Annotated in this window: 18 protein-coding genes; 8 read left to right on the top strand and 10 right to left on the bottom strand. The window is 68.4% G+C overall.

The genetic code is table 11. From position 1 onward, the window contains the following. Positions 1-21: 21 nt before the first annotated feature. The 4 genes from ASF34_RS20765 to ASF34_RS20750 all read right to left on the bottom strand — a co-directional run bounded on the left by ASF34_RS20765 (position 22) and on the right by ASF34_RS20750 (position 2,763). On the bottom strand, positions 22-771 hold the full coding sequence (locus tag ASF34_RS20765) for a hypothetical protein (RefSeq protein ID WP_056164181.1): 750 nt from the start codon (positions 769-771) through the stop codon (positions 22-24). Positions 772-837: 66 nt separating this feature from the next. Beyond that, positions 838-1,665, bottom strand: a complete 828-nt coding sequence (gene proC / locus ASF34_RS20760; protein ID WP_056164179.1) for a pyrroline-5-carboxylate reductase — start codon at positions 1,663-1,665, stop codon at positions 838-840. After that, positions 1,662-2,165 carry a YbjN domain-containing protein gene (locus ASF34_RS20755; RefSeq protein ID WP_018045511.1) on the bottom strand — a complete coding sequence of 168 codons (504 nt, stop codon included), beginning with the start codon at positions 2,163-2,165 and terminating at the stop codon, positions 1,662-1,664. The genes proC and ASF34_RS20755 overlap by 4 nt, the downstream gene beginning before the upstream one ends. Positions 2,166-2,457: 292 nt before the next feature. Continuing rightward, positions 2,458-2,763, bottom strand: a complete 306-nt coding sequence (locus tag ASF34_RS20750; RefSeq protein ID WP_018045512.1) for an accessory factor UbiK family protein — start codon at positions 2,761-2,763, stop codon at positions 2,458-2,460. Positions 2,764-2,992: 229 nt separating this feature from the next. Here ASF34_RS20750 and bla point away from each other — a divergent pair, with 229 nt between their 5' ends. From bla to ASF34_RS20730, 4 genes are all read left to right on the top strand, one after another. Continuing rightward, complete coding sequence (bla, locus tag ASF34_RS20745; RefSeq protein WP_156465796.1) at positions 2,993-3,880, top strand: class A beta-lactamase; 888 nt, start codon at positions 2,993-2,995, stop codon at positions 3,878-3,880. Positions 3,881-4,085: 205 nt separating this feature from the next. After that, a complete protein-coding gene (locus ASF34_RS20740) occupies positions 4,086-5,111 on the top strand; it encodes a hypothetical protein (RefSeq protein WP_338011542.1) in 1,026 nt (341 codons plus the stop codon). Between the two features lie 149 nt (positions 5,112-5,260). Then, positions 5,261-5,989 (top strand): response regulator, encoded by a 729-nt coding sequence (locus ASF34_RS20735; protein WP_018045515.1) that lies wholly within the window; start codon positions 5,261-5,263, stop codon positions 5,987-5,989. Further along, positions 5,986-7,419 (top strand): ATP-binding protein, encoded by a 1,434-nt coding sequence (locus ASF34_RS20730; protein WP_056164175.1) that lies wholly within the window; start codon positions 5,986-5,988, stop codon positions 7,417-7,419. Before ASF34_RS20735 ends, ASF34_RS20730 begins: the two co-directional genes overlap by 4 nt. 47 nt (positions 7,420-7,466) lie before the next feature. Here ASF34_RS20730 and ASF34_RS20725 read toward each other — a convergent pair whose 3' ends face one another. Next, complete coding sequence (locus ASF34_RS20725; protein WP_056164226.1) at positions 7,467-8,123, bottom strand: glutathione S-transferase family protein; 657 nt, start codon at positions 8,121-8,123, stop codon at positions 7,467-7,469. Between the two features lie 310 nt (positions 8,124-8,433). On the opposite strand from ASF34_RS20725, the gene ASF34_RS20720 reads away from it, so the two are divergent. Beyond that, positions 8,434-9,648, top strand: a complete 1,215-nt coding sequence (locus tag ASF34_RS20720) for a polyhydroxyalkanoate depolymerase (protein WP_056164172.1) — start codon at positions 8,434-8,436, stop codon at positions 9,646-9,648. 232 nt (positions 9,649-9,880) lie between these two features. Continuing rightward, complete coding sequence (gene rpsU, locus ASF34_RS20715) at positions 9,881-10,189, top strand: 30S ribosomal protein S21 (protein ID WP_018045519.1); 309 nt, start codon at positions 9,881-9,883, stop codon at positions 10,187-10,189. 83 nt (positions 10,190-10,272) lie between these two features. Here rpsU and ASF34_RS20710 read toward each other — a convergent pair whose 3' ends face one another. Continuing rightward, positions 10,273-10,698, bottom strand: coding sequence for a response regulator (locus ASF34_RS20710; RefSeq protein WP_056141340.1), 426 nt, complete (start codon positions 10,696-10,698; stop codon positions 10,273-10,275). Between the two features lie 398 nt (positions 10,699-11,096). Here ASF34_RS20710 and ASF34_RS20705 point away from each other — a divergent pair, with 398 nt between their 5' ends. Continuing rightward, positions 11,097-11,888 (top strand): class II glutamine amidotransferase, encoded by a 792-nt coding sequence (locus ASF34_RS20705; RefSeq protein WP_056164170.1) that lies wholly within the window; start codon positions 11,097-11,099, stop codon positions 11,886-11,888. Between the two features lie 88 nt (positions 11,889-11,976). Further along, positions 11,977-13,413, top strand: a complete 1,437-nt coding sequence (locus ASF34_RS20700; RefSeq protein WP_056164167.1) for an NAD-dependent succinate-semialdehyde dehydrogenase — start codon at positions 11,977-11,979, stop codon at positions 13,411-13,413. A 102-nt stretch (positions 13,414-13,515) separates the two neighbouring features. Here the strand turns inward: ASF34_RS20700 and ASF34_RS20695 are convergent, their stop codons facing one another. The 4 genes from ASF34_RS20695 to ppk2 form a co-directional block, all read right to left on the bottom strand. Further along, positions 13,516-13,743, bottom strand: coding sequence for a hypothetical protein (locus ASF34_RS20695; RefSeq protein WP_056164163.1), 228 nt, complete (start codon positions 13,741-13,743; stop codon positions 13,516-13,518). 223 nt (positions 13,744-13,966) lie between these two features. Continuing rightward, positions 13,967-15,475 (bottom strand): carbohydrate porin, encoded by a 1,509-nt coding sequence (locus tag ASF34_RS20690; protein WP_156465795.1) that lies wholly within the window; start codon positions 15,473-15,475, stop codon positions 13,967-13,969. A gap of 167 nt (positions 15,476-15,642) precedes the next feature. Beyond that, entirely contained in the window at positions 15,643-16,440 is a 798-nt protein-coding gene (locus ASF34_RS20685; RefSeq protein WP_056164160.1) for an enoyl-CoA hydratase/isomerase family protein, read from the bottom strand. Positions 16,441-16,549: 109 nt separating this feature from the next. Continuing rightward, positions 16,550-17,476 (bottom strand): polyphosphate kinase 2, encoded by a 927-nt coding sequence (gene ppk2 / locus ASF34_RS20680; protein ID WP_026176236.1) that lies wholly within the window; start codon positions 17,474-17,476, stop codon positions 16,550-16,552. Between the last annotated feature and the right edge of the window lie 74 nt (positions 17,477-17,550).

The following is a 17,550-nucleotide window of genomic DNA, read 5'->3' as shown; positions in this document are numbered from 1 at the left end:
CGGGAGAGGGAAAGTGTTCTGTCACACCGTCTGCTGGTCGACCTCGTCCTCGGGACGCGTGCCCCGGCGCTGGCGGGCGCCGCGATCGAGGAGCGAGCGGCCCAGGGCGCGGAACGGCGCGGTGAGGCGGCGGGCGTCTTCGGCGCGCTCCATGAAGCGCTCGCCGTTGCGGATCTCCTTGTCGAGCCGGGCCATGGTGCGGGCGAGGGCCGGATCGTCGTCGTCGAGCCAGACCTCCACCGTGCGGGCGAAGGCGATGACCACGCCCTGGAGCTTGATCCGGCCGAGCGGCCCCTCGGTATCGATGCCGGCGGCCGCCAGCATGAAGCGGTGGGAGTTCAGCGCCACGCCGTTCAGGGCCACGAGGGACAGCGGATCGCCGCGCAACGCATAGGAAATCCGGCGCAGGGCGTCCTTGTACGGGGTCATCGCATCGAGCCGGCGCATGAGCACGTCGAACAGACGCTCGCGGGTGGGCTCCTCGGCGAGGTCGGAGGAATCGCCCTCCAACACCTTGCGGTCGATGATCCGCGACAGGCCGCCGAGCACGGCCCCCTTGGAGGGGAACAGCTCTCGGAACTCGGCCAGCGACAGGCCGGCCTCACGGGCGATGTCGCCGATCTCGATGTCGTTCCAGGGCTGCACGGCGGCGAGCCGCATCAGGGCCTCGACGGCGGCCTCGCGCGGGGATTGCCGCGGCGCGGCGACGGCGATGTCGGTCCCAGCGGTCTCGTCACCGCCCTCGGGCTTCGCACCTGTGGTGTTTGCCATGGTCGTTCGATCCTCGTGTCTGTTCCCTACCATGTAGGTTGCGCAGGCGGATCGGTTAGGGGCGGCTCAGCCGGAGAGCTCGCCGGCCCGCACCGCCGCCGCGGCGACCGCTTCGCGCATCAGGTCCGGCACGCCGCCTTCGCGCATGAGCACGGCCAGCGCCGCCGCCGTGGTGCCGCCGGGCGAGGTCACGTCGCGCCGCAACTGCCCCGCCTCGTAGGGACTGGCGGACAGAAGCGCCCCTGCCCCCGCCACCGTGGCACGGGCGAGCCGGGCGGCCATGTCGGCGGGCAAGCCGGCGGCCACGCCCGCCTCCGCCATGGCCTCGGCCAGGAGGAAGACGTAGGCCGGGCCGGAACCGGACAAAGCCGTGAGAGCGTCGATGAGCGCCTCGTCGTCGAGCCATTCCACCGCGCCGACGCCCTTCAGCAGCGCATCGGCCTGGTCACGCTGACCGGGGGAAACCTCGGCACTCGCCACCGCTCCGGTGACGCCCCGCCCGATGCTCGCCGGAAGGTTCGGCATCGCCCGGACGATGGCGCGGGCGGAGGGCAGGCGGCGGCTCAGGTCGGCGATGGTCTTGCCCGCCAGGATCGAGACGACGAGCGTGTGGGGTGCGATCAACCCGTCGAGGAGGCCGGCGGCGCCCTCCAGCCCCTGCGGCTTGATCGCGAGGATCAGCGCATCGTTGGCCGGCACGTCGCTCGGGTTCAGGGCTATGCCGTGGCTCTCGCAGAGCCGCACCATCTCGGGCGAGGCCTGCGGATCGACGACGCAGGTTCTGGCGGCATCGAGCCCCCCTGCGAGCCAGCCCGCCAGCATCGCGCCGCCCATCTTGCCCGCCCCCACCAGGGTGAGGGACGCGGGCAAGGCCGAGGAAGACGGAACGCTCACGCCTCGCCTTCGGTCTCGAACAGGACCGCATCCAGGGATTCGCGGGCGGACTTGCCCGCCCAGAGCACGAACTGGAACGCCTGATAGTAGCGCTCGCAGGCATCGACAGCGGATTTCAGCATCATCGCGCACTGGCTCTGGGTCGGCGCAGCGCCGTCCGTGAGCAGCAGCGAGTGCCGGAACATCACCACGCTGTCGGTGGACCACAGGTCGAAATGGCCGACCCAGAGCTGCTCGTTGACGAGGGAAATGAGGGTGAGGATCTCGGTGCGGCGATGCGCCGGAACCTTCAGATCGAAGGCGCTGGCCACGTGCAGGGCCTCCACGTCCTCGATCCAGGTGAAGGCGACATGGTAGTCGGACCAGCGGCCGGCCACGGCCACCGACATCTCGTCGGTCTCGGCCCGGTCGAAGATCCAGTCACGAAGGGAGGCGAGCCGCTCGACGATGTCGAGGGGGTGCTCGTTCCGGTCGAGGCCTTCGATGTGGAGTTGGGTCATAGCGGTCCAGGTTGGCGTCCCGGGAGGGGCGCCGATAATGGTGAACGACAATCGATCCCGCTCACGAGTCGCCGTTCCCAAGCTGAATCCCCGCATAGGCAAGGCAGAGCTTGTTCGGCAAGAAGTTTAAGGGTCGAAGGTCGGGTCCGGGGGCGAAGCGAATCAGTGCTTCACTCACTATAAACCGTGGCGGACTCGCGTTTCAAAGCGCTCGGGAGAAGCGGTGAACAGGAAAGCGGATTTCCACCATTCCTTCCTGTGCACAAGCTTGAACCCGAGCGGCGCGCCCGAATCAGACCGGCGTGGCGGGCGCAGGCGGCGTATCCTGCGCGCCCTGACGGCCTTCCAGCACAGAGACGCGGGCGGCGAGGGCATCGTTCTGGCTGCGCAGTGCCGAGACGAGATCGCGCAGGACGTCCACCTCCTCGCGCGACGCGATGTCCATGTCGCGGATCAGGCGCTCCACCTGCGCCTTGAACACCGTCTCCGCCTCGCGCTTCACCCCCTGCGCCGCTCCGGCGGCATCGGTCATCAACCGGGCGAAATCGTCGAACAACCGGTTCGAACCGCGGCCCGCGCCGTCCTTAGAGCCTTGCATCGTCGTCTCCCGAGATCGAGGCCCGCGTCGGACATCGCGCCGGCACCTGAGAGGTTGAAATAAGAATCGACGGCCCGCGAGGCAATCCGATCCCTCGCCCCGGAAGCGAGGAATCGACGGCCGGACGAGCCGGAGCCCCATTCCGCCGGCCAGGATGACACCGCAAAGTCGCCGCCTTGCTCGGCGACGCTCCGCTTCAATCGAAGACCGATCCCCGGCGAGGACGAGCATGATCAGGCGACGCGAACTCACCCTCGGCGCGGCCGCCGGGGCCGTGGGGAACTGGTTCGGCGCGGGAGGCCCCGCGCTGGCTGAGGGGGCGTTCCGCCGGGATCTCGCCGACCGGTTCGCACGGATCGAGGAGGCGAGCGGCGGGCGGCTCGGGATCGGCCTTCTCGATACCGGCAGCGGCGCCCATGCGGCGCATCGCGGGGACGAGCGTTTCCCCCTGTGCAGCACGTTCAAGGTCCTCGCCGCCGGTGCGGTGCTGGCGCGGGTGGACCGCGGCGAGGACGGCCTCGACCGGCGCCTGCGCTACGAACCGCGCGAGGTCGTGCCGTATTCGCCCGTGAGCGGGCCGAGGGCGGGGGGCGAGGGCATGACCATCGCCGAACTCTGCGAAGCGGCCGTCACGCTCAGCGACAACACCGCCGCGAACCTCCTCCTCGGGACGATGGATGGCCCGGCCGGGCTCACCGGTCATATCCGTGGTTTCGGCGATTCGACGACCCGGCTCGACCGTACCGAGCCGGACCTCAACGAGGCCGCCCCCGGCGATGCCCGCGACACCACCACGCCGCTCGCCATGGCGGAAACGCTCCGGCGCCTCGTCCTGGCGGACGCGCTGTCGCCTGCCTCCCGCGCCCTGCTCACCGCCTGGCTCGTCGGCTGCCGCACCGGCGATGCGCGGTTGCGCGCCGGCCTGCCGCAAGACTGGCGCATCGGCGACAAGACCGGATCGGGGGAGAACGACACCGCCAACGACGTCGCCGTGATCTGGCCGCCGCGCCGGCCTCCCCTCGTTCTGACGGTCTACCTGACCGGGGCGAGGACGTCGTCGGAGGCCCGCAGCGCCACCATCGCGTCGGTGGCCCGGGCCGTCGCCGCCTCCGCGTAAGAGTGCCTTAAGCGCCGATCTGCCAAGCTCGACAGAGGAACGGATGGAGTGACGATGATCCGGTCGGCCCCGCTGCCGCATCTTCGTCGCCCGGGAGGGGCGGATGATGAACAGGGGCCGCGGAGATCGCGTCGGCATCGCGCATAAGAGGGCCGGGGAATCGAGGATCGCCTCGCCTGTCGCACTCGCATTCGGGATCGCCGCCTTGAGCCTCACCGCGTACCCGACCCATGCCGCCGACAGGCCGGATTACGACGGCTTCCGCCAGGGCACCTATCTCTCCTATCTCGACGCGCCGGAGGATGGCGCCGAGTTGACGCGCTCGCCGCATCTCGGCCTGTCCTTCGGGGGAGAGGTGCGCCCCGTGCTCATGGATACCGGCTCCACCGGCATCGTCGTCTCGGCGAGCCGCATCCCCGGCTTCGACTCGATGCCTTCGCGGCCCGGACGACTGACCTACAGCAGTTCCGGGCGGATCATGATCGGGCGCTGGGTAACGCTGCCCGTCACCCTAGTCGGCCGCAACGGGGCCAGCGTCACCACCACGCCTCTCCCCGTCCTGGCGGTCACCGAGATCGCGTGCACGGACACTGCCCGTGCCTGCACGCCGGAAACGATGCCCGGCCACGTGGCGATGTTGGGCGTCGGCTTCGGACGGGAGGGGGACTCGCAGAGCCAGAGCACGCCCGACACCAACGCCCTCCTCAACCTCGCGCCCGAGGGCAGGAGCCCCGCACGGCGCGGCTACGTGGTGACGCGGGCGGGAATCCACGCGGGCCTCACCGGAGCCAATACGCGCGGCGACATCCGCTTCGTGAAGCTCGATCCGCACCCCGACATTCCCGGTGAATGGCAGGGCGTGCCCGTCTGTATCGCGGTGAACGGGCAGGCTCCGGGCGCCTGCGGCCGGGCGCTCGTCGATACAGGCGTGTCGGTGATGTACCTGACCTTGCCGGGAGAGGCCGTGGACGGCTCCGTCGCCACCGATGACGACGGCCGGAACCAGTTCCTGCCCGGCACCCGCCTCGGCTTCACCTTCCCCGGACGAGGCTCCGCACCAGCGGCGGCCTACGACATCGTCGTGGGTGACAATACCCCGCTCTCGCCGGGCAAGGTGACCCTCAACACCCGTCGCCCGGAGCCCTTCGTAAATACCGGCCTGCGCTTCCTCAACGGTTTCGACGTGATCTACGACGCCGATGGCGGGTATTTCGGGTTTCGCAGGCGGTAGAGGCCGCGCGGACGCACTCTTGCGGCCGACAACATGTGCCAGACGTATCTCGGAGACCAGCCCGAAACAGACGTTTACAATTCTGCTCTTGCGATCCCCTTCGAATCCCTCCGCCGAGGCGTCATAAACGGCCACCGGATGGACGAGACATGACGCAGACGAATTCCGCCACGCCCCATATCCTCGTGGTCGAGGACGACCGCGAGATCAGCGCCCTCGTGGCGCGCTATCTTCGCGCCAACGAGTGCCGGGTGAGTCTCGCCGGGGACGGGCGCGAGATGGACAAGGCACTGGCGGATGCGCGCGTCGACCTCATCGTCCTCGACCTGATGCTGCCGGGCGAGGACGGGTTGAGCCTGTGCCGGCGCCTGCGGGCCGGGTCCTCGATCCCGATCCTGATGCTCACCGCCAAGGCCGAGGAGATCGACCGGATCGTCGGCCTCGAGATCGGCGCGGACGACTACCTCGCCAAGCCCTTCAACCCGCGCGAGCTCCTCGCCCGCATCCGCGCGATCCTGCGGCGAGGCGCGACCACGGAGGCCGCCGGCGACGACGGCGCCCGCCGGCTGTGCTTCCTCGACTGGACCCTCGACGTCTCCCTGCGCCAGCTCCTCAGTCCGGAGGAGGCCCGCATCACCATCACGGGCGCGGAGTTCGACCTGCTCCACGCGCTCTGCCTCAGGCCCGGCCGGGTGCTCTCGCGCGATCAGCTCCTCGACCTGACGCAGGGGCGCGCCGCCGGCCCGTTCGAGCGCAGCATCGACGTCCTCATCAGCCGCATCCGGCAGAAGATCGAGGCCGATCCGCGCAATCCCGAGATCATCCGCACCATCCGCTCGGGCGGCTACCTGTTCACGCCGGCGGTGACGCGATCATGAGCGCGGCCACGAAGGGCCGCTGGCGCCGCCTCGTCGGCACCCCGCCGCGCAGCATCGCCGGCCAGATCGCGGTCCTCAGCGTGGCCGCCATCGTCGTCAGCCATGCGGTGGCGACCCTCGCCTTCTTCCTGCTGCGCGAACCTTGGAACCCGGACAATCATCCGGGCGTGGCCGCGACCCGGCTGGCCACCATTGTCCGCCTGCTCGATGCCGCTCCGCCGGGGGATCGGCTGCGCTTGCTGCAGGACGCGGCACGCAGCCTGCCCTCGCTGCAGATCGAAACGGCCCCGGCCTCGCCGGAACCTCCGTCCGCCAGCACGCGGAGCGAGCGGCCCGACCATCCCATGGTCAAGCGCATGCGCGAGGGGTTCGGCCGGCCGCTCACCATCACCGATCTGTCCCCGCCGGGCCGGAAGGAGCCGGGGGGCGGCACCCGCATCGGCATCGTGACGCCCTCGGGGGCGAGCCTGCGGGCCACCCTGCCGGACGACGACCGACCGCCTTTCGGCCCCGGCCCGATCGTCTTCACCTTCGTCCTCCTCGGCATCACCCTGTCCCTCATGTCGATCTGGGCGACGCGGGCCCTGACCGCGCCGCTGGCGAAGCTCGCCGAGGCCGCCGACGCCTTCGGCACGGGCATGAACCTCGTGGCCCTGCCCCGGAACGGGCCGAAGGAGGTGGCGGCGGTCTCGCGCGCCCTCGACACCATGCGCGGGCGCGTCCGCCGCCTGATCGACGACCGGACCCAGATGCTGGCGGCGATCAGCCACGACCTGCGGACCCCGATCACCCGACTGCGCCTGCGGGCCGAGTTCATCGAGGACGACCACGCTCGCACCATGACACTGCGCGACCTCGACCAGATGAACGGATTGGTGGAAGCCGCCCTGTCCTTCATCCGGGACGGCCAGGCGGGCGGCGCACACAGCCTCGTCGACCTCGCCTCTCTGGTCCAGACCGTGTGCGACGGCTTCACCGATGTGGGCGCCGACGTGTGCCTGGAACAGACGCGCCACGTCCTTGTGCGCGGCCGGGCGGACGATCTGCAGCGGGCCATCGTCAACCTCGTCGACAATGCGGTGAAGTATGGCGGCTCGGCGCGCTTGACGATGCATCCATCCGAACAGGGCGTGGCGCTGGAAGTCTCCGACGACGGCCCCGGCATCCCCGAGGCCGAGCGCGACGCCATGGTGCAGCCCTTCGTGCGCGGGGACCGGACTCGGAATCTCGACGAGGCTAGCGGTTTCGGCCTCGGCCTCTCGATCGTGCTCGCCATCGTGGAGGGGCATGGCGGACGACTCAGCCTGTCGAACAAGGCGCCCCGCGGCCTCGTGGCCCGCATCGACCTGCCCCTCGCCGTCGCTCAAGCAACGCCGCCGCGCGCGGCCCCGATGCCGAACCACGGGGCCGCAGCACCGGTCGCCCCATGATTTTCGCATCCGGGCATTTCGGATTGTCGGCCGGGGGGGCCGGCCCCTCAGAACTCCATGTCGAGTTCTTCGATCTCGTCGGGCTCGGCGGCGGCGGCCTCGGTCCACTCCACCATCAGCGGCCAGGCGAGGATGGTGTCGCGATAGGCGGCGACCTTGCGCGGCAGCGGGACGTCATAGGTCTGGAACCGGGTGCAGACCGGCGCGAACATGGCATCGGCCAGGCTCGGGCTCGTGCCGAACAGGAACGGGCCGTCGTAGCGCGACAGGCAATCCTCGACGATCGTGATGATCCGCTCGATATCGCCCCGGGCTCCGTTGAAGATCTTGAAATCGGTGTGACGGGCCCGGAGGTTCATCGGCAGCGCCGAGCGCAGGTTGATGAACCCGCCATGCATCTCGCCCGAGATCGAGCGGCAGCGCGCCCGGGCCACGGGATCCTTCGGCAGGAAGCCCGCATCCGGATAGGTCTCGTTGAGATACTGGGAGAGGGCCAGGGTGTCCCAGACCTCGATCTCGCCATGGACGAGGCGGGGCACGAGGAAGGACGGCGACAGATGCAGGAGCTCGGCCCGCGTGGATGCGTCGTCGCCGGACAGGACTTCGGTCTCGAAGTCGAGCCCGGCCATGCGGCAGACCAGCCATCCCCGCAGCGACCACGAGGAGTAGTTCCGGCTCGAGATCGTGAGCGTAGCGACCGGCATGTCCATCCCCTGTTGTCGTTATCCCCGAATGTCCATGGAGTTCTCGGCCCGGGATGGCTGGGGATATCCAAGTCTCGTGCCGCGCCGAGCCACCACCCGCCCCAGGAGATAATCCTTTCCTGTTACGAGGATGGGACAGTGGTGCATTCTCACAACATTTATTACAGATCGTATTGTGGGCCGATTGCGTTGTGCGCAACCGTGGCTCAGCCTAGCGGGCCGTGAACGACCGTCCTGAGACGATCCGGCGGCCGTGCACGACACAGCGAATGGTTCGCTATCCGATCGTTCGCGCAGGAGTTCGAGCGTCATGCTCTACGATGCCTTCGAAGTGCAGTCCGACCTCGCCCAGCGCACCCGCTCCTGGGGCAAGCTCGTCCACGATGCCGTATCGCCCTGGGTCGGTTCGGGGAACGCGGCTCCGATGAACTGGTGGTCGGCCGGCGCCCGGATGATGATGCGCGCCGGGCTGACCTTCGCCCGCCCCGCTTTCGGCATCGACAGCATCCGGGTCGGCAACCGCGAGGTTCCGGTCATCGAGGAGGCGACGTTCTCGACGCCGTTCGGGACGCTGCTGCGCTTCAGGAAGGACATCGATACCGAGCAGCCCAAGGTGCTCGTGGTGGCGCCGCTCTCGGGCCATTTCGCCACCCTGCTGCGCGGCACGGTGCGCACCCTGCTAGCCGACCACGACGTCTACATCACCGACTGGCACAATGCCCGCGACGTGCCCTTGGCCGACGGCCCGTTCGGGTTCGACGATTACGTGGATCACCTGGTGCAGTTCCTCGGCGCGATGGGCGAGGGCTCGCATGTCGTTGCGGTCTGCCAGCCGGCCGTCCAGGCGCTCGCCGCCGCCGCCGTCATGGCCCAGTCGAAGGACATCGCGCCGCCGCGCAGCATGACGCTCATGGCCGGGCCGGTGGATTGCCGGATCAGCCCCACCTCGGTGAACAAGCTGGCCACCTCGAAGCCGATCGCATGGTTCGAGAAGAATCTCATCGCCACCGTACCCAAGCGCCATGCGGGGGCGGGCCGACGGGTCTATCCCGGCTTCATGCAGGTCTCGGCCTTCGTCTCGATGAATGCCAAGCGCCATCAGCAGAGCCATGCCGACCTGTTCTGGCACTTCGCCAACGGCGAGACCGACAAGGCCAACCAGATCGAGACCTTCTACGACGAGTATTTCGCCGTCCTCGACCTCGCGGCCGAGTTCTACATCGAGACGGTCCAGACGGTGTTCCAGGATTACACCCTCGCCAAGAACGAGCTGACCTACCGCGGCAACCCCATCGACATGCGCTCCATCCGCAGGACCGCGCTGATGACCGTGGAGGGCGAGCGCGACGACATCTGCGCCGTCGGCCAGACCATGGCGGCCCACGATCTCTGCAGCAGCCTGCCCCCGCACATGAAGAGCCACCACCTCCAGGCGGGCGTCGGCCATTACGGCGTCTTCACCGGCCGCAAGTGGGAGGGGCAGACCTACCCGCTCGTGCGCAACTTCATCCAGTCGCACGCATGAGGATGCGGGTCCGGCTCAGGATTTAACCGAGAGCGGTTGGAACTCGTGTCCGCTTGGTGTATGAGCCTGCCCCAAGTGAGTTTTCAGCGTCGATTCGAGACCGTCACACACAGGTCCCTCCCTGGAGCGATCCAGGGTATGGGGCTATTGGCGGTTTGCCCTCGTCGGACAGGCGGGGGCGTTCGGAGAGGGCGCCGTCCGACAAACATACGTCTCTAAAGGATCAAGTCCGTTGCAGGTACTCGTTCGCGATAACAACGTCGACCAGGCACTCCGTGTTCTCAAGAAGAAGATGCAGCGCGAGGGCATCTTCCGCGAGATGAAGCAGCGCAAGGCCTACGAGAAGCCCTCCGTGCGCAAGGCACGCGAGAAGGCCGAGGCCGTCCGCCGCGCCCGCAAGCAGGCCCGCAAGACCGCCATCCGTGAGGGCCTGATCGCCGCTCCGAAGCCGAAGCCCCGTTTCGGCGCCGGTGCGCCGCGTCGTCCGGGTGGTTCGCCGTTCGCTCCGAGCGCCGCTCCCTCGACCAACGTCGCCTCGTAAGGCCGAGCGGCCGGTCTCGCACCGGCCCTCCTTCGATCTCACACGACGCCCGGCCGCGGAAGCGGCGCGGGCGTCGTGTCGTTTCAGGCGATGCCCACGGCAGCGGATGCGTGCTCCGCCTCCACCAGCACGTCGAGGGCGCGCCAGGGCTTCTGCATATAGACCGCCTGTTCGGGCAGGCGGCCGGTACCGCGCTCGTCGTAGCCCGAGGTCAGGACCATCCGCACGTCGGGCCAGCGCCGCTCCACCGTCCGCGCCAGGGCGATGCCGTCCATGGCCCCGCCGAGGCGCACATCGGCGAAGAGCAGGGCGACGTTCAGTCCCTTGCGCTCCAGGACGCCGATGGCCGCCTCGGCGCTGTCACAGGCGATGACGTCGAGATCGGTTTCTTCGAGGATGGCGGTGGCGAGGTCGCGGACCGCCGCATCGTCCTCCACCACCAGGGCGACGGGGCCATCGATCTGAGCTCGTGATGCAGCGCCGTCGGTCGAGCGGGTTGTGCGATCCATGAGGTCACTTTCCAAGGAATGAGGCCAGGCACGATGCCGGCCTTGCGGGGCGTCCTGCGCCCGGTCGATGATTCGATGATGCCGAGGCTGCGCCGCCGGGCCGGGATCGGCAAGGGTACGATGCGCCGCCACGGCCATGCGCCTCCCGCAATGAAAGATCGGGAACCGCCTCAAAGCGGGCATGGTGGCCGTCTACGATACCGGCATGCACGAAATCGGGCACGGTTGCGCATCGTCCGCGCAGACGCACAAGGTTCAGGCATGCTGCGATGCATTAACGATCTGTTCACCGCAAAAGATCGAATGTTACAGTTCAACGACCGTCAAGCTGGATCATGGAACGGTTTCTGTTTCCCGATCCGGGGAGGGGTGCCGAAACAGGGGGTTGTTGCTCAGTCATGTGCCGCTTTCTCGCCTATAGCGGTGATCCGGTCTTCCTGACCGATCTCGTCTGCGCCCCGACGCACTCGCTGGTGCATCAGTCGCTGCACGCCACCGAGGCGAAGACGGAGACCAACGGCGACGGTTTCGGCATCGGCTGGTACGGCGAGCGGGCCGATCCGGGCCAGTATCGCGACGTCTGCCCGGCCTGGTCGGACGAGAACCTCGTCAACCTCTGCCAGCAGGTCCGCGCGCGGATGTTCTTCGCCCATGTCCGCGCTTCCACCGGCACGGCCACCACGCGGGCGAACTGTCACCCCTTCGCCCATGGGCGACACCTGTTCATGCATAACGGCCAGATCGGCGGCTACCATCGCATCAAGCGGCGGATCGAGGCCTTGATCCCGGACGCGCTCTACGAAGCACGGCGCGGCACCACCGATTCCGAGGCGATCTTCCTCCTGGCCCTGGCCAACGGCCTCGCCGAAGACCCGATCGGCGCCATGGCCGAAACCCTCTCCACGGTCCGCGACCTGATGCAGGCGGCCGGAATCACCGAGGCCCTGCGCTTCACCTCCGTCGTCACGGACGGCGAGACCCTGACGGCTTATCGCTGGGCCTGCGACGGCCGCCCGCCGAGCCTCTATTACCGCCAGACCGAGACCGGCCTCGTGGTGGTCTCCGAGCCCATCGACGATTGCAAGGAAGGCTGGATCGTGATCCCGCGCGGCGGCACGCTGCAGGCGACGCGCGGCGGCACGGTGACGGTGAAGGGCGCCGACGAGGCGCGGGTCCGCATCGCCGCCTGAGACCGCTCCCGAGGGTTGCGGCACAAAGGGTTGCGGCGCTGGCGCGAAGGGCGGACAACCCATGCTCCTTCGAGAGCGTGAGCCGCCGATGACCGACACGGACGTGACCCTTCACATCGCAGGAGCCTGGACGCCCGGTTCCGACGCGCAGACGATCCCCGTCCTCAACCCCGCCACCGGCGACGCCATCGGCACCGTGGCGGTGGCGACGCGCACCGATCTCGACCGTGCCCTGGAGGCCGCCCGTCGCGGATTCGCCGAATGGCGCAGGGTCGCGGCCTTCGATCGCGCCAAGGTGATGCGGCGGGCCGCCGATCTGCTCCGTTCGCGCGTCGACGACATCGCCCGGACGATGACGCTGGAACAGGGCAAGCCGCTGGCCGAGGCGCGGGTGGAGACGCTTGCCGCCGCCGACGTGATCGACTGGTTCGCCGAGGAAGGGAAACGCGCCTACGGCCGCGTCATCCCCGCCCGCGTGCCGGGCGTGACCCAGATGGTTCTGCGCGAGCCGGTGGGGCCTGTCGCCGCCTTCACGCCCTGGAACTTCCCGATCAACCAGGCCGTCCGCAAGCTGTCGGCGGCGCTCTGCACCGGCTGCTCGGTGATCCTGAAAGGGCCGGAGGATACACCGGCGAGCTGCGCCGAACTCGTCCGCGCCTTCCTCGATGCCGGGGTGCCGGGTGACGTGCTCTCCCTGGTCTTCGGCGATCCGGCCGAGATCTCGTCCTACCTCATCCCGCATCCGGTCATCGCCAAGATCTCGTTCACCGGCTCCACTCCGGTGGGCAAGGAGCTCGCGGCTTTGGCCGGGCGCCACATGAAGCGCATCACCATGGAGCTCGGTGGCCACGCCCCCGCCCTGGTCTTCGCCGATGCGGATGTGGAGAAGGCCGTCTCGGTGCTCGGCGCCAACAAATTCCGTAATGCCGGGCAGGTCTGCGTCGCGCCGACCCGCTTCCTTATCCACGATTCCGTCTACGACCGCTTCGTCGAGGGGTTCGTGGCGCAAGCAGAGGGCATCAGGGTCGGCGACGGGCTCGATCCCGAGACCCAGATGGGACCGTTGATCCATGCCCGCCGGCGCGAGGCGATGGAATCCCTCGTGGCCGACGCCGTGGCGCAGGGCGCGGAACTCCGCACCGGCGGCAAGCGCATCGGCAACCGCGGCCATTTCTTCGAGCCCACCGTGCTCGCCGAGACCCCGCTCACCGCGCGGATCATGAACGAGGAGCCGTTCGGCCCCGTGGCCCTGGTCCAGCGCTTTTCCGACGACGAGGCCGCCTTCGCCGAGGCCAACCGGCTGCCCTATGGTCTCGCCGCCTACGCCTACACCCGCTCGGCCACCCGCGCGACGGAGATCGCCGCCCGGGTCGAGAGCGGCATGCTCGGCATCAACCATCACGGCCTCGCCTTCCCCGAAACCCCCTTCGGCGGCATCAAGGATTCCGGCTACGGCAGCGAGGGCGGCTCGGAGGCGATCGAGGCCTATCTGACGACGAAGTTCGTGAGCCAGGCCAGCGCCTGAACACCCGAATTCGGTAGGCTCGACAAGCAAAACGCTCCATGGGGCAGACCCCATGGAGCGTTGATGCACGCCTTTGCTCCGGCCCCGCTCACGGGAACCGCCTTAGCGGGTCGCGGGGTCGACGATCTCGGCGACGATGCGCCGGGTCGCGGGAGCACGCGGGGTCAGGGACGGCGTGGTGGTCAGCTCGGAGGCCGGACGCACGGCGGCCGTGACGCGGGCCTGCTCCCGATAGAGCGTGGGGGTGACGGTGATGCGCTCGTCGGCGGTCGCGGTACCGACCAGGGTGGCGGAGGCGAGAGCGGCGAGGACAAGGCTACGAACGGTCATGACGAGGATCCCTCAGGTGTTCCGGGGCCGATGCCCCGTTGCATGAGAGGGATATATTTTGCGGCGCACCATTCATCAAACAGATGGTGTCGATAGCCGATATCGACGGCGTCAATGCCGATGACGAGCACGCGCTTCGTTAGACGACGTCGGTCATCCCCTCCTCGCCTCGTGCCGAGGGACGCTTCGGACGGCCGGAGCACACCGGCCCTGTCGATGCCTCTCAGTAACGCACCGTCGCCCGCACGCCGAACACGGCGGCGTTCTTGATGCGGGTGCCGTTGGGGTCGCGCGGGTTGGGCACACCGCCGCTGGGACGGAACACGTACTGAACGTCCGGCTGCACGGTCACGCCCGGTCCGAGCACGGCCTGATAGGTCGCCTCGATAACCGCCTCGCTGCTGCGCCGGGGCATGTTCGTCCCGGCCAGCAGGATCGTGTCGGTGTCCAGACCGCGCGCCGCGTCGGAGATCCGCGCGATGGCGAAGGCGACCCCGATCGTGTCGTCGGAACGTCCCTTGAAGAGACCCTTATAGGCGATGCCGGCATCGGCGTAGAAATCCACGATGTTGCGGTCGGAGGGCGCCCCGGACACGCGCAGGAACACGCTGGCGCCGTCGTTCGGATCGTCGGGTTCGCGGTAGATGGTCTGGTCGATGATACCGTAGAGGCCGCTGTCGCCCCGGAAGCGTCGGGCGATGCCGGTGGTGGACGGATCGGCCAGCGAGCGCCCGGCCGTGTCGAAGCGCTGGCTGTCGAACCGGCCGAAATGGTGCCACCCCCCCAGCGTCACCGTGCCGGGATCGCCGACATCGCCCTGCGCGATGTTGTAGGCGTAGGCGACCTCCGCGATGACCAGAGCGGGATCGCCGGTGCGGAAGTTCGTGCCGGTGCGGTTGCGGCGCTGCGGATCGAGATCGCTGGGGTAGGCCCCTGCCGGATCGCCGTCGAAGAGGCCGACCTGAAGGGAAAAGTTCTGGTTGGGCACGTATTTCGCGCGGATCGCCGGCACCGCCAGGGGATAGATCGGCCCGCCGCTCGGCAGCACCTCGGCCATGATGTTGGGCCAGCCGAAGGTGGAGTTGATGAACAACGTGCCGGTCTGGCTCACGGCGAACTCGGTATCGGCCGCGATCTGACCGACCTTGAGGCTGAACTGGCCGTCGAACAGTTTCTGCTCCAACCAGAGCTCGTAGAGCCGGGAGGAGGGCAGCGCCTCGATGGCGCTCACGGTGATGAAATTGTTGACGTAGTAGCGCGACAGGCCGGTGCCGTGGATGAGGTAGAGGTTGGTGTGGAAGGCCGCCCCGTGCCAGCCCACCAGCTTTTCGAGGTCGGCATCGAACTGGACGTCGAGGCGTCCCTCGACGATGGCACCGCGCCGCGCGCCGCCCGTCGCATTGCCGAAGCTCTCGCCGATATACGTGAGGCTGTATTCGATGCCCTTGGTCTTCAGGAACGAGCGCAGGCCGTAGGGATCGCCATAGGGGCCGAGCTGGTCCTGGATCGAGGTGTTGAGGTTGGCCGAAGGCTTGGCCGAGGTCACCGACTGCGCCACCGAAGTCTGCGGATCGCCGCCGGCGCCGCGCGGCGAGCCGATGTCGAGCCCCTCCAGGGCCAGGCGCGCCTGCCGCGCCGCGATCTCGGCGGCGGTCTGGGCGTGGGCGCCCGACGCGGCAAGGCCCGACAACAGGGCTGCGGCGGCCGCGAGAGGAAACGAGCGGAGCATCATCCCTCGGAAAAAAGCATGTCCCAGGGCGACCGTCCCCGCTCGTGCTCTATCACGGCGAGCATGACAGGGCTGCAACCGAGCCGAGGCAGCGGGGCGACCAGCGGCTTTCCCCGTCCGGTGTGTCACGCTGCCCACATCCGCATCGGGACGGCGCTCGAAACAGCGCTTTACCGGCCGGTCCAGTTCGGCGGGCGCTTGGCCAGGAAGGCCTCCATGCCCTCGCGGAAATCGGCGCTGGTGTAGCACATCAGGATGAGGTCATCGCCGGGGCGCTCACCCTCCGCCTCCGCCTCGGCGTCGAGCCGGCGCAGGCCTTCCTTGGTGGCCCGCAGGGTCAGCGGTGCATGGCCGGCGAGTTGTGCCGCGAGTTCCGTCGCCCTGGCGGCGAGGGCGGCGGCATCCTCCACCACTTCGCCGACGAGGCCGGCCGCGAGCGCCTCCTCCGCGCCGAACAGGCGGGCCGTGAAAATCATGTCCTTCACCCGCGCGGGACCGATGAGGCCGGACAGGCGCCGCAGGTTGGACATCGACAGGCAATTGCCCAGGGTCCGCGCGATGGGAAAGCCGAACCGGGCGTCACGGGTGGCAATGCGCAGGTCGCAGGAGGCGGCGATGGCGGCCCCGCCGCCGGTACAGGCGCCGGCGACGGCGGCGATGACGGGCACGCGTAGACGCTCGAGCGCGCCCAGGACCCTGTCCATGAAGCGCTCGTAGCCGAGGGCATCCTCGGGACTGGAGAAATCACGGAACTGGGCGATGTCGGTGCCGGCGGCGAAGGCTTTCTCGCCGGCGCCGGTGATGACGAGGACCTTGATCCGCTCGTCCGCCTCGATCCTGTCGCAGAGGTCGATAAGGCCCTGATACATCGCGAAGGTCAGCGCGTTGCGCGCCTGCGGCCGGTTGAGAACGATGCGGGCGATGCCCGCCTCATCGGTGTCGAACAGGATCTCGTCGGTGGCGCTCATGCGGGGGTCCCATGCCGGACCGGCCGAGAATCGGCCCGTCCGACACGGGTCTTGCCCATCCCGGCCGCTTTGGGCAACCGCGTCCGGCCGAGCGGCGCCCCCGGCATGGTCAGAACAGGGCGGGGACGAACATCTCCTGCGGCACCGGCTGGCGGGCATAATCCTCGTGGCGCATGCGCTCGGGCAGATGCACCGGCGGGTGCTCCACGTCGCCATAGGGGATTTGGGTGAGGAGATGGCTGATGCAGTTAAGGCGGGCCTTCTTCTTGTCCACGGCCTCGACCACCCACCAGGGCGCCTCGGGAATATGCGTGCGGGCGAGCATCACTTCCTTCGCCTTGGTGTAATCCTCCCAGCGGCGGCGGGACTCGACGTCCATCGGCGAGAGCTTCCACTGCTTCAGGGGATCGTGGATGCGCATGTTGAAGCGCAGCTCCTGCTCCTCGTCGGTGATCGAGAACCAGTATTTCAGCACGATGATGCCGGACCGCACCAGCATGCGCTCGAATTCCGGCGCGGACTGGAAGAATTCCTCGTACTGGTCCGGGGTGCAGAAGCCCATCACGCGCTCGACGCCGGCCCGATTGTACCAGGAGCGGTCGAACAGCACGATCTCGCCGCCCGCCGGCAGATGCGCCACGTAGCGCTGGAAGTACCATTGCGTACGCTCGCGCTCGTTAGGAGCCGGGAGCGCAGCCACGCGACAGACGCGGGGATTGAGACGCTGGGTGATGCGCTTGATCGCGCCGCCCTTGCCGGCCGAATCCCGCCCCTCGAAGATCACAACCACGCGTAGTTTCTGGGCCTGCACCCAATCCTGAAGACGAACCAGCTCGTGTTGCAGTCGGAATAGCTCCCGGAAATAGATCTTCCGGTCCATGGTGGGCAGACGAGGCCTGGCATCGATTTCGCTAACGAGTTGCTCGAGGCGCTCGTCTTCGAGCTCCATCTCGAGCTCTTCATCGAAATCGTCCGCCATCTCTCGGCGAATAGCCTCGATATCGAAAGGACGAGTCCCGGCGCGCGTGCCGTCCATGATATTGCCTTCCTGATGAATGGGAATCATCCGAACGCTTGAATCACAGCTGCATGACAGTATGGCGACCCCCG

Origin of the sequence: Methylobacterium sp. Leaf106, from assembly GCF_001422895.1 — a bacterium.
GTDB classification, from domain to species: Bacteria; Pseudomonadota; Alphaproteobacteria; order Rhizobiales; family Beijerinckiaceae; genus Methylobacterium; species Methylobacterium bullatum.
Note: the sequence above shows the minus strand (reverse complement) of the source record. Positions and strands in the feature narration are given on the sequence as shown.

Coding starts and splice junctions, on each gene's coding strand:
- ASF34_RS20710 (WP_056141340.1), bottom strand. CDS start 10,698: ATGGATCGCACAACCCGCTCGACCGACGGCGCTGCATCACGAGCTCAG.
- ASF34_RS20685 (WP_056164160.1), bottom strand. CDS start 16,440: ATGAGCGCCACCGACGAGATCCTGTTCGACACCGATGAGGCGGGCATC.
- ASF34_RS20700 (WP_056164167.1), top strand. CDS start 11,977: ATGACCGACACGGACGTGACCCTTCACATCGCAGGAGCCTGGACGCCC.
- ASF34_RS20755 (WP_018045511.1), bottom strand. CDS start 2,165: ATGACCCAACTCCACATCGAAGGCCTCGACCGGAACGAGCACCCCCTC.
- ASF34_RS20705 (WP_056164170.1), top strand. CDS start 11,097: ATGTGCCGCTTTCTCGCCTATAGCGGTGATCCGGTCTTCCTGACCGAT.
- ASF34_RS20765 (WP_056164181.1), bottom strand. CDS start 771: ATGGCAAACACCACAGGTGCGAAGCCCGAGGGCGGTGACGAGACCGCT.
- ASF34_RS20750 (WP_018045512.1), bottom strand. CDS start 2,763: ATGCAAGGCTCTAAGGACGGCGCGGGCCGCGGTTCGAACCGGTTGTTC.
- ASF34_RS20730 (WP_056164175.1), top strand. CDS start 5,986: ATGAGCGCGGCCACGAAGGGCCGCTGGCGCCGCCTCGTCGGCACCCCG.
- ppk2 (WP_026176236.1), bottom strand. CDS start 17,476: ATGGACGGCACGCGCGCCGGGACTCGTCCTTTCGATATCGAGGCTATT.
- ASF34_RS20690 (WP_156465795.1), bottom strand. CDS start 15,475: ATGATGCTCCGCTCGTTTCCTCTCGCGGCCGCCGCAGCCCTGTTGTCG.
- ASF34_RS20695 (WP_056164163.1), bottom strand. CDS start 13,743: ATGACCGTTCGTAGCCTTGTCCTCGCCGCTCTCGCCTCCGCCACCCTG.
- bla (WP_156465796.1), top strand. CDS start 2,993: ATGATCAGGCGACGCGAACTCACCCTCGGCGCGGCCGCCGGGGCCGTG.
- ASF34_RS20735 (WP_018045515.1), top strand. CDS start 5,261: ATGACGCAGACGAATTCCGCCACGCCCCATATCCTCGTGGTCGAGGAC.
- ASF34_RS20725 (WP_056164226.1), bottom strand. CDS start 8,123: ATGCCGGTCGCTACGCTCACGATCTCGAGCCGGAACTACTCCTCGTGG.
- ASF34_RS20720 (WP_056164172.1), top strand. CDS start 8,434: ATGCTCTACGATGCCTTCGAAGTGCAGTCCGACCTCGCCCAGCGCACC.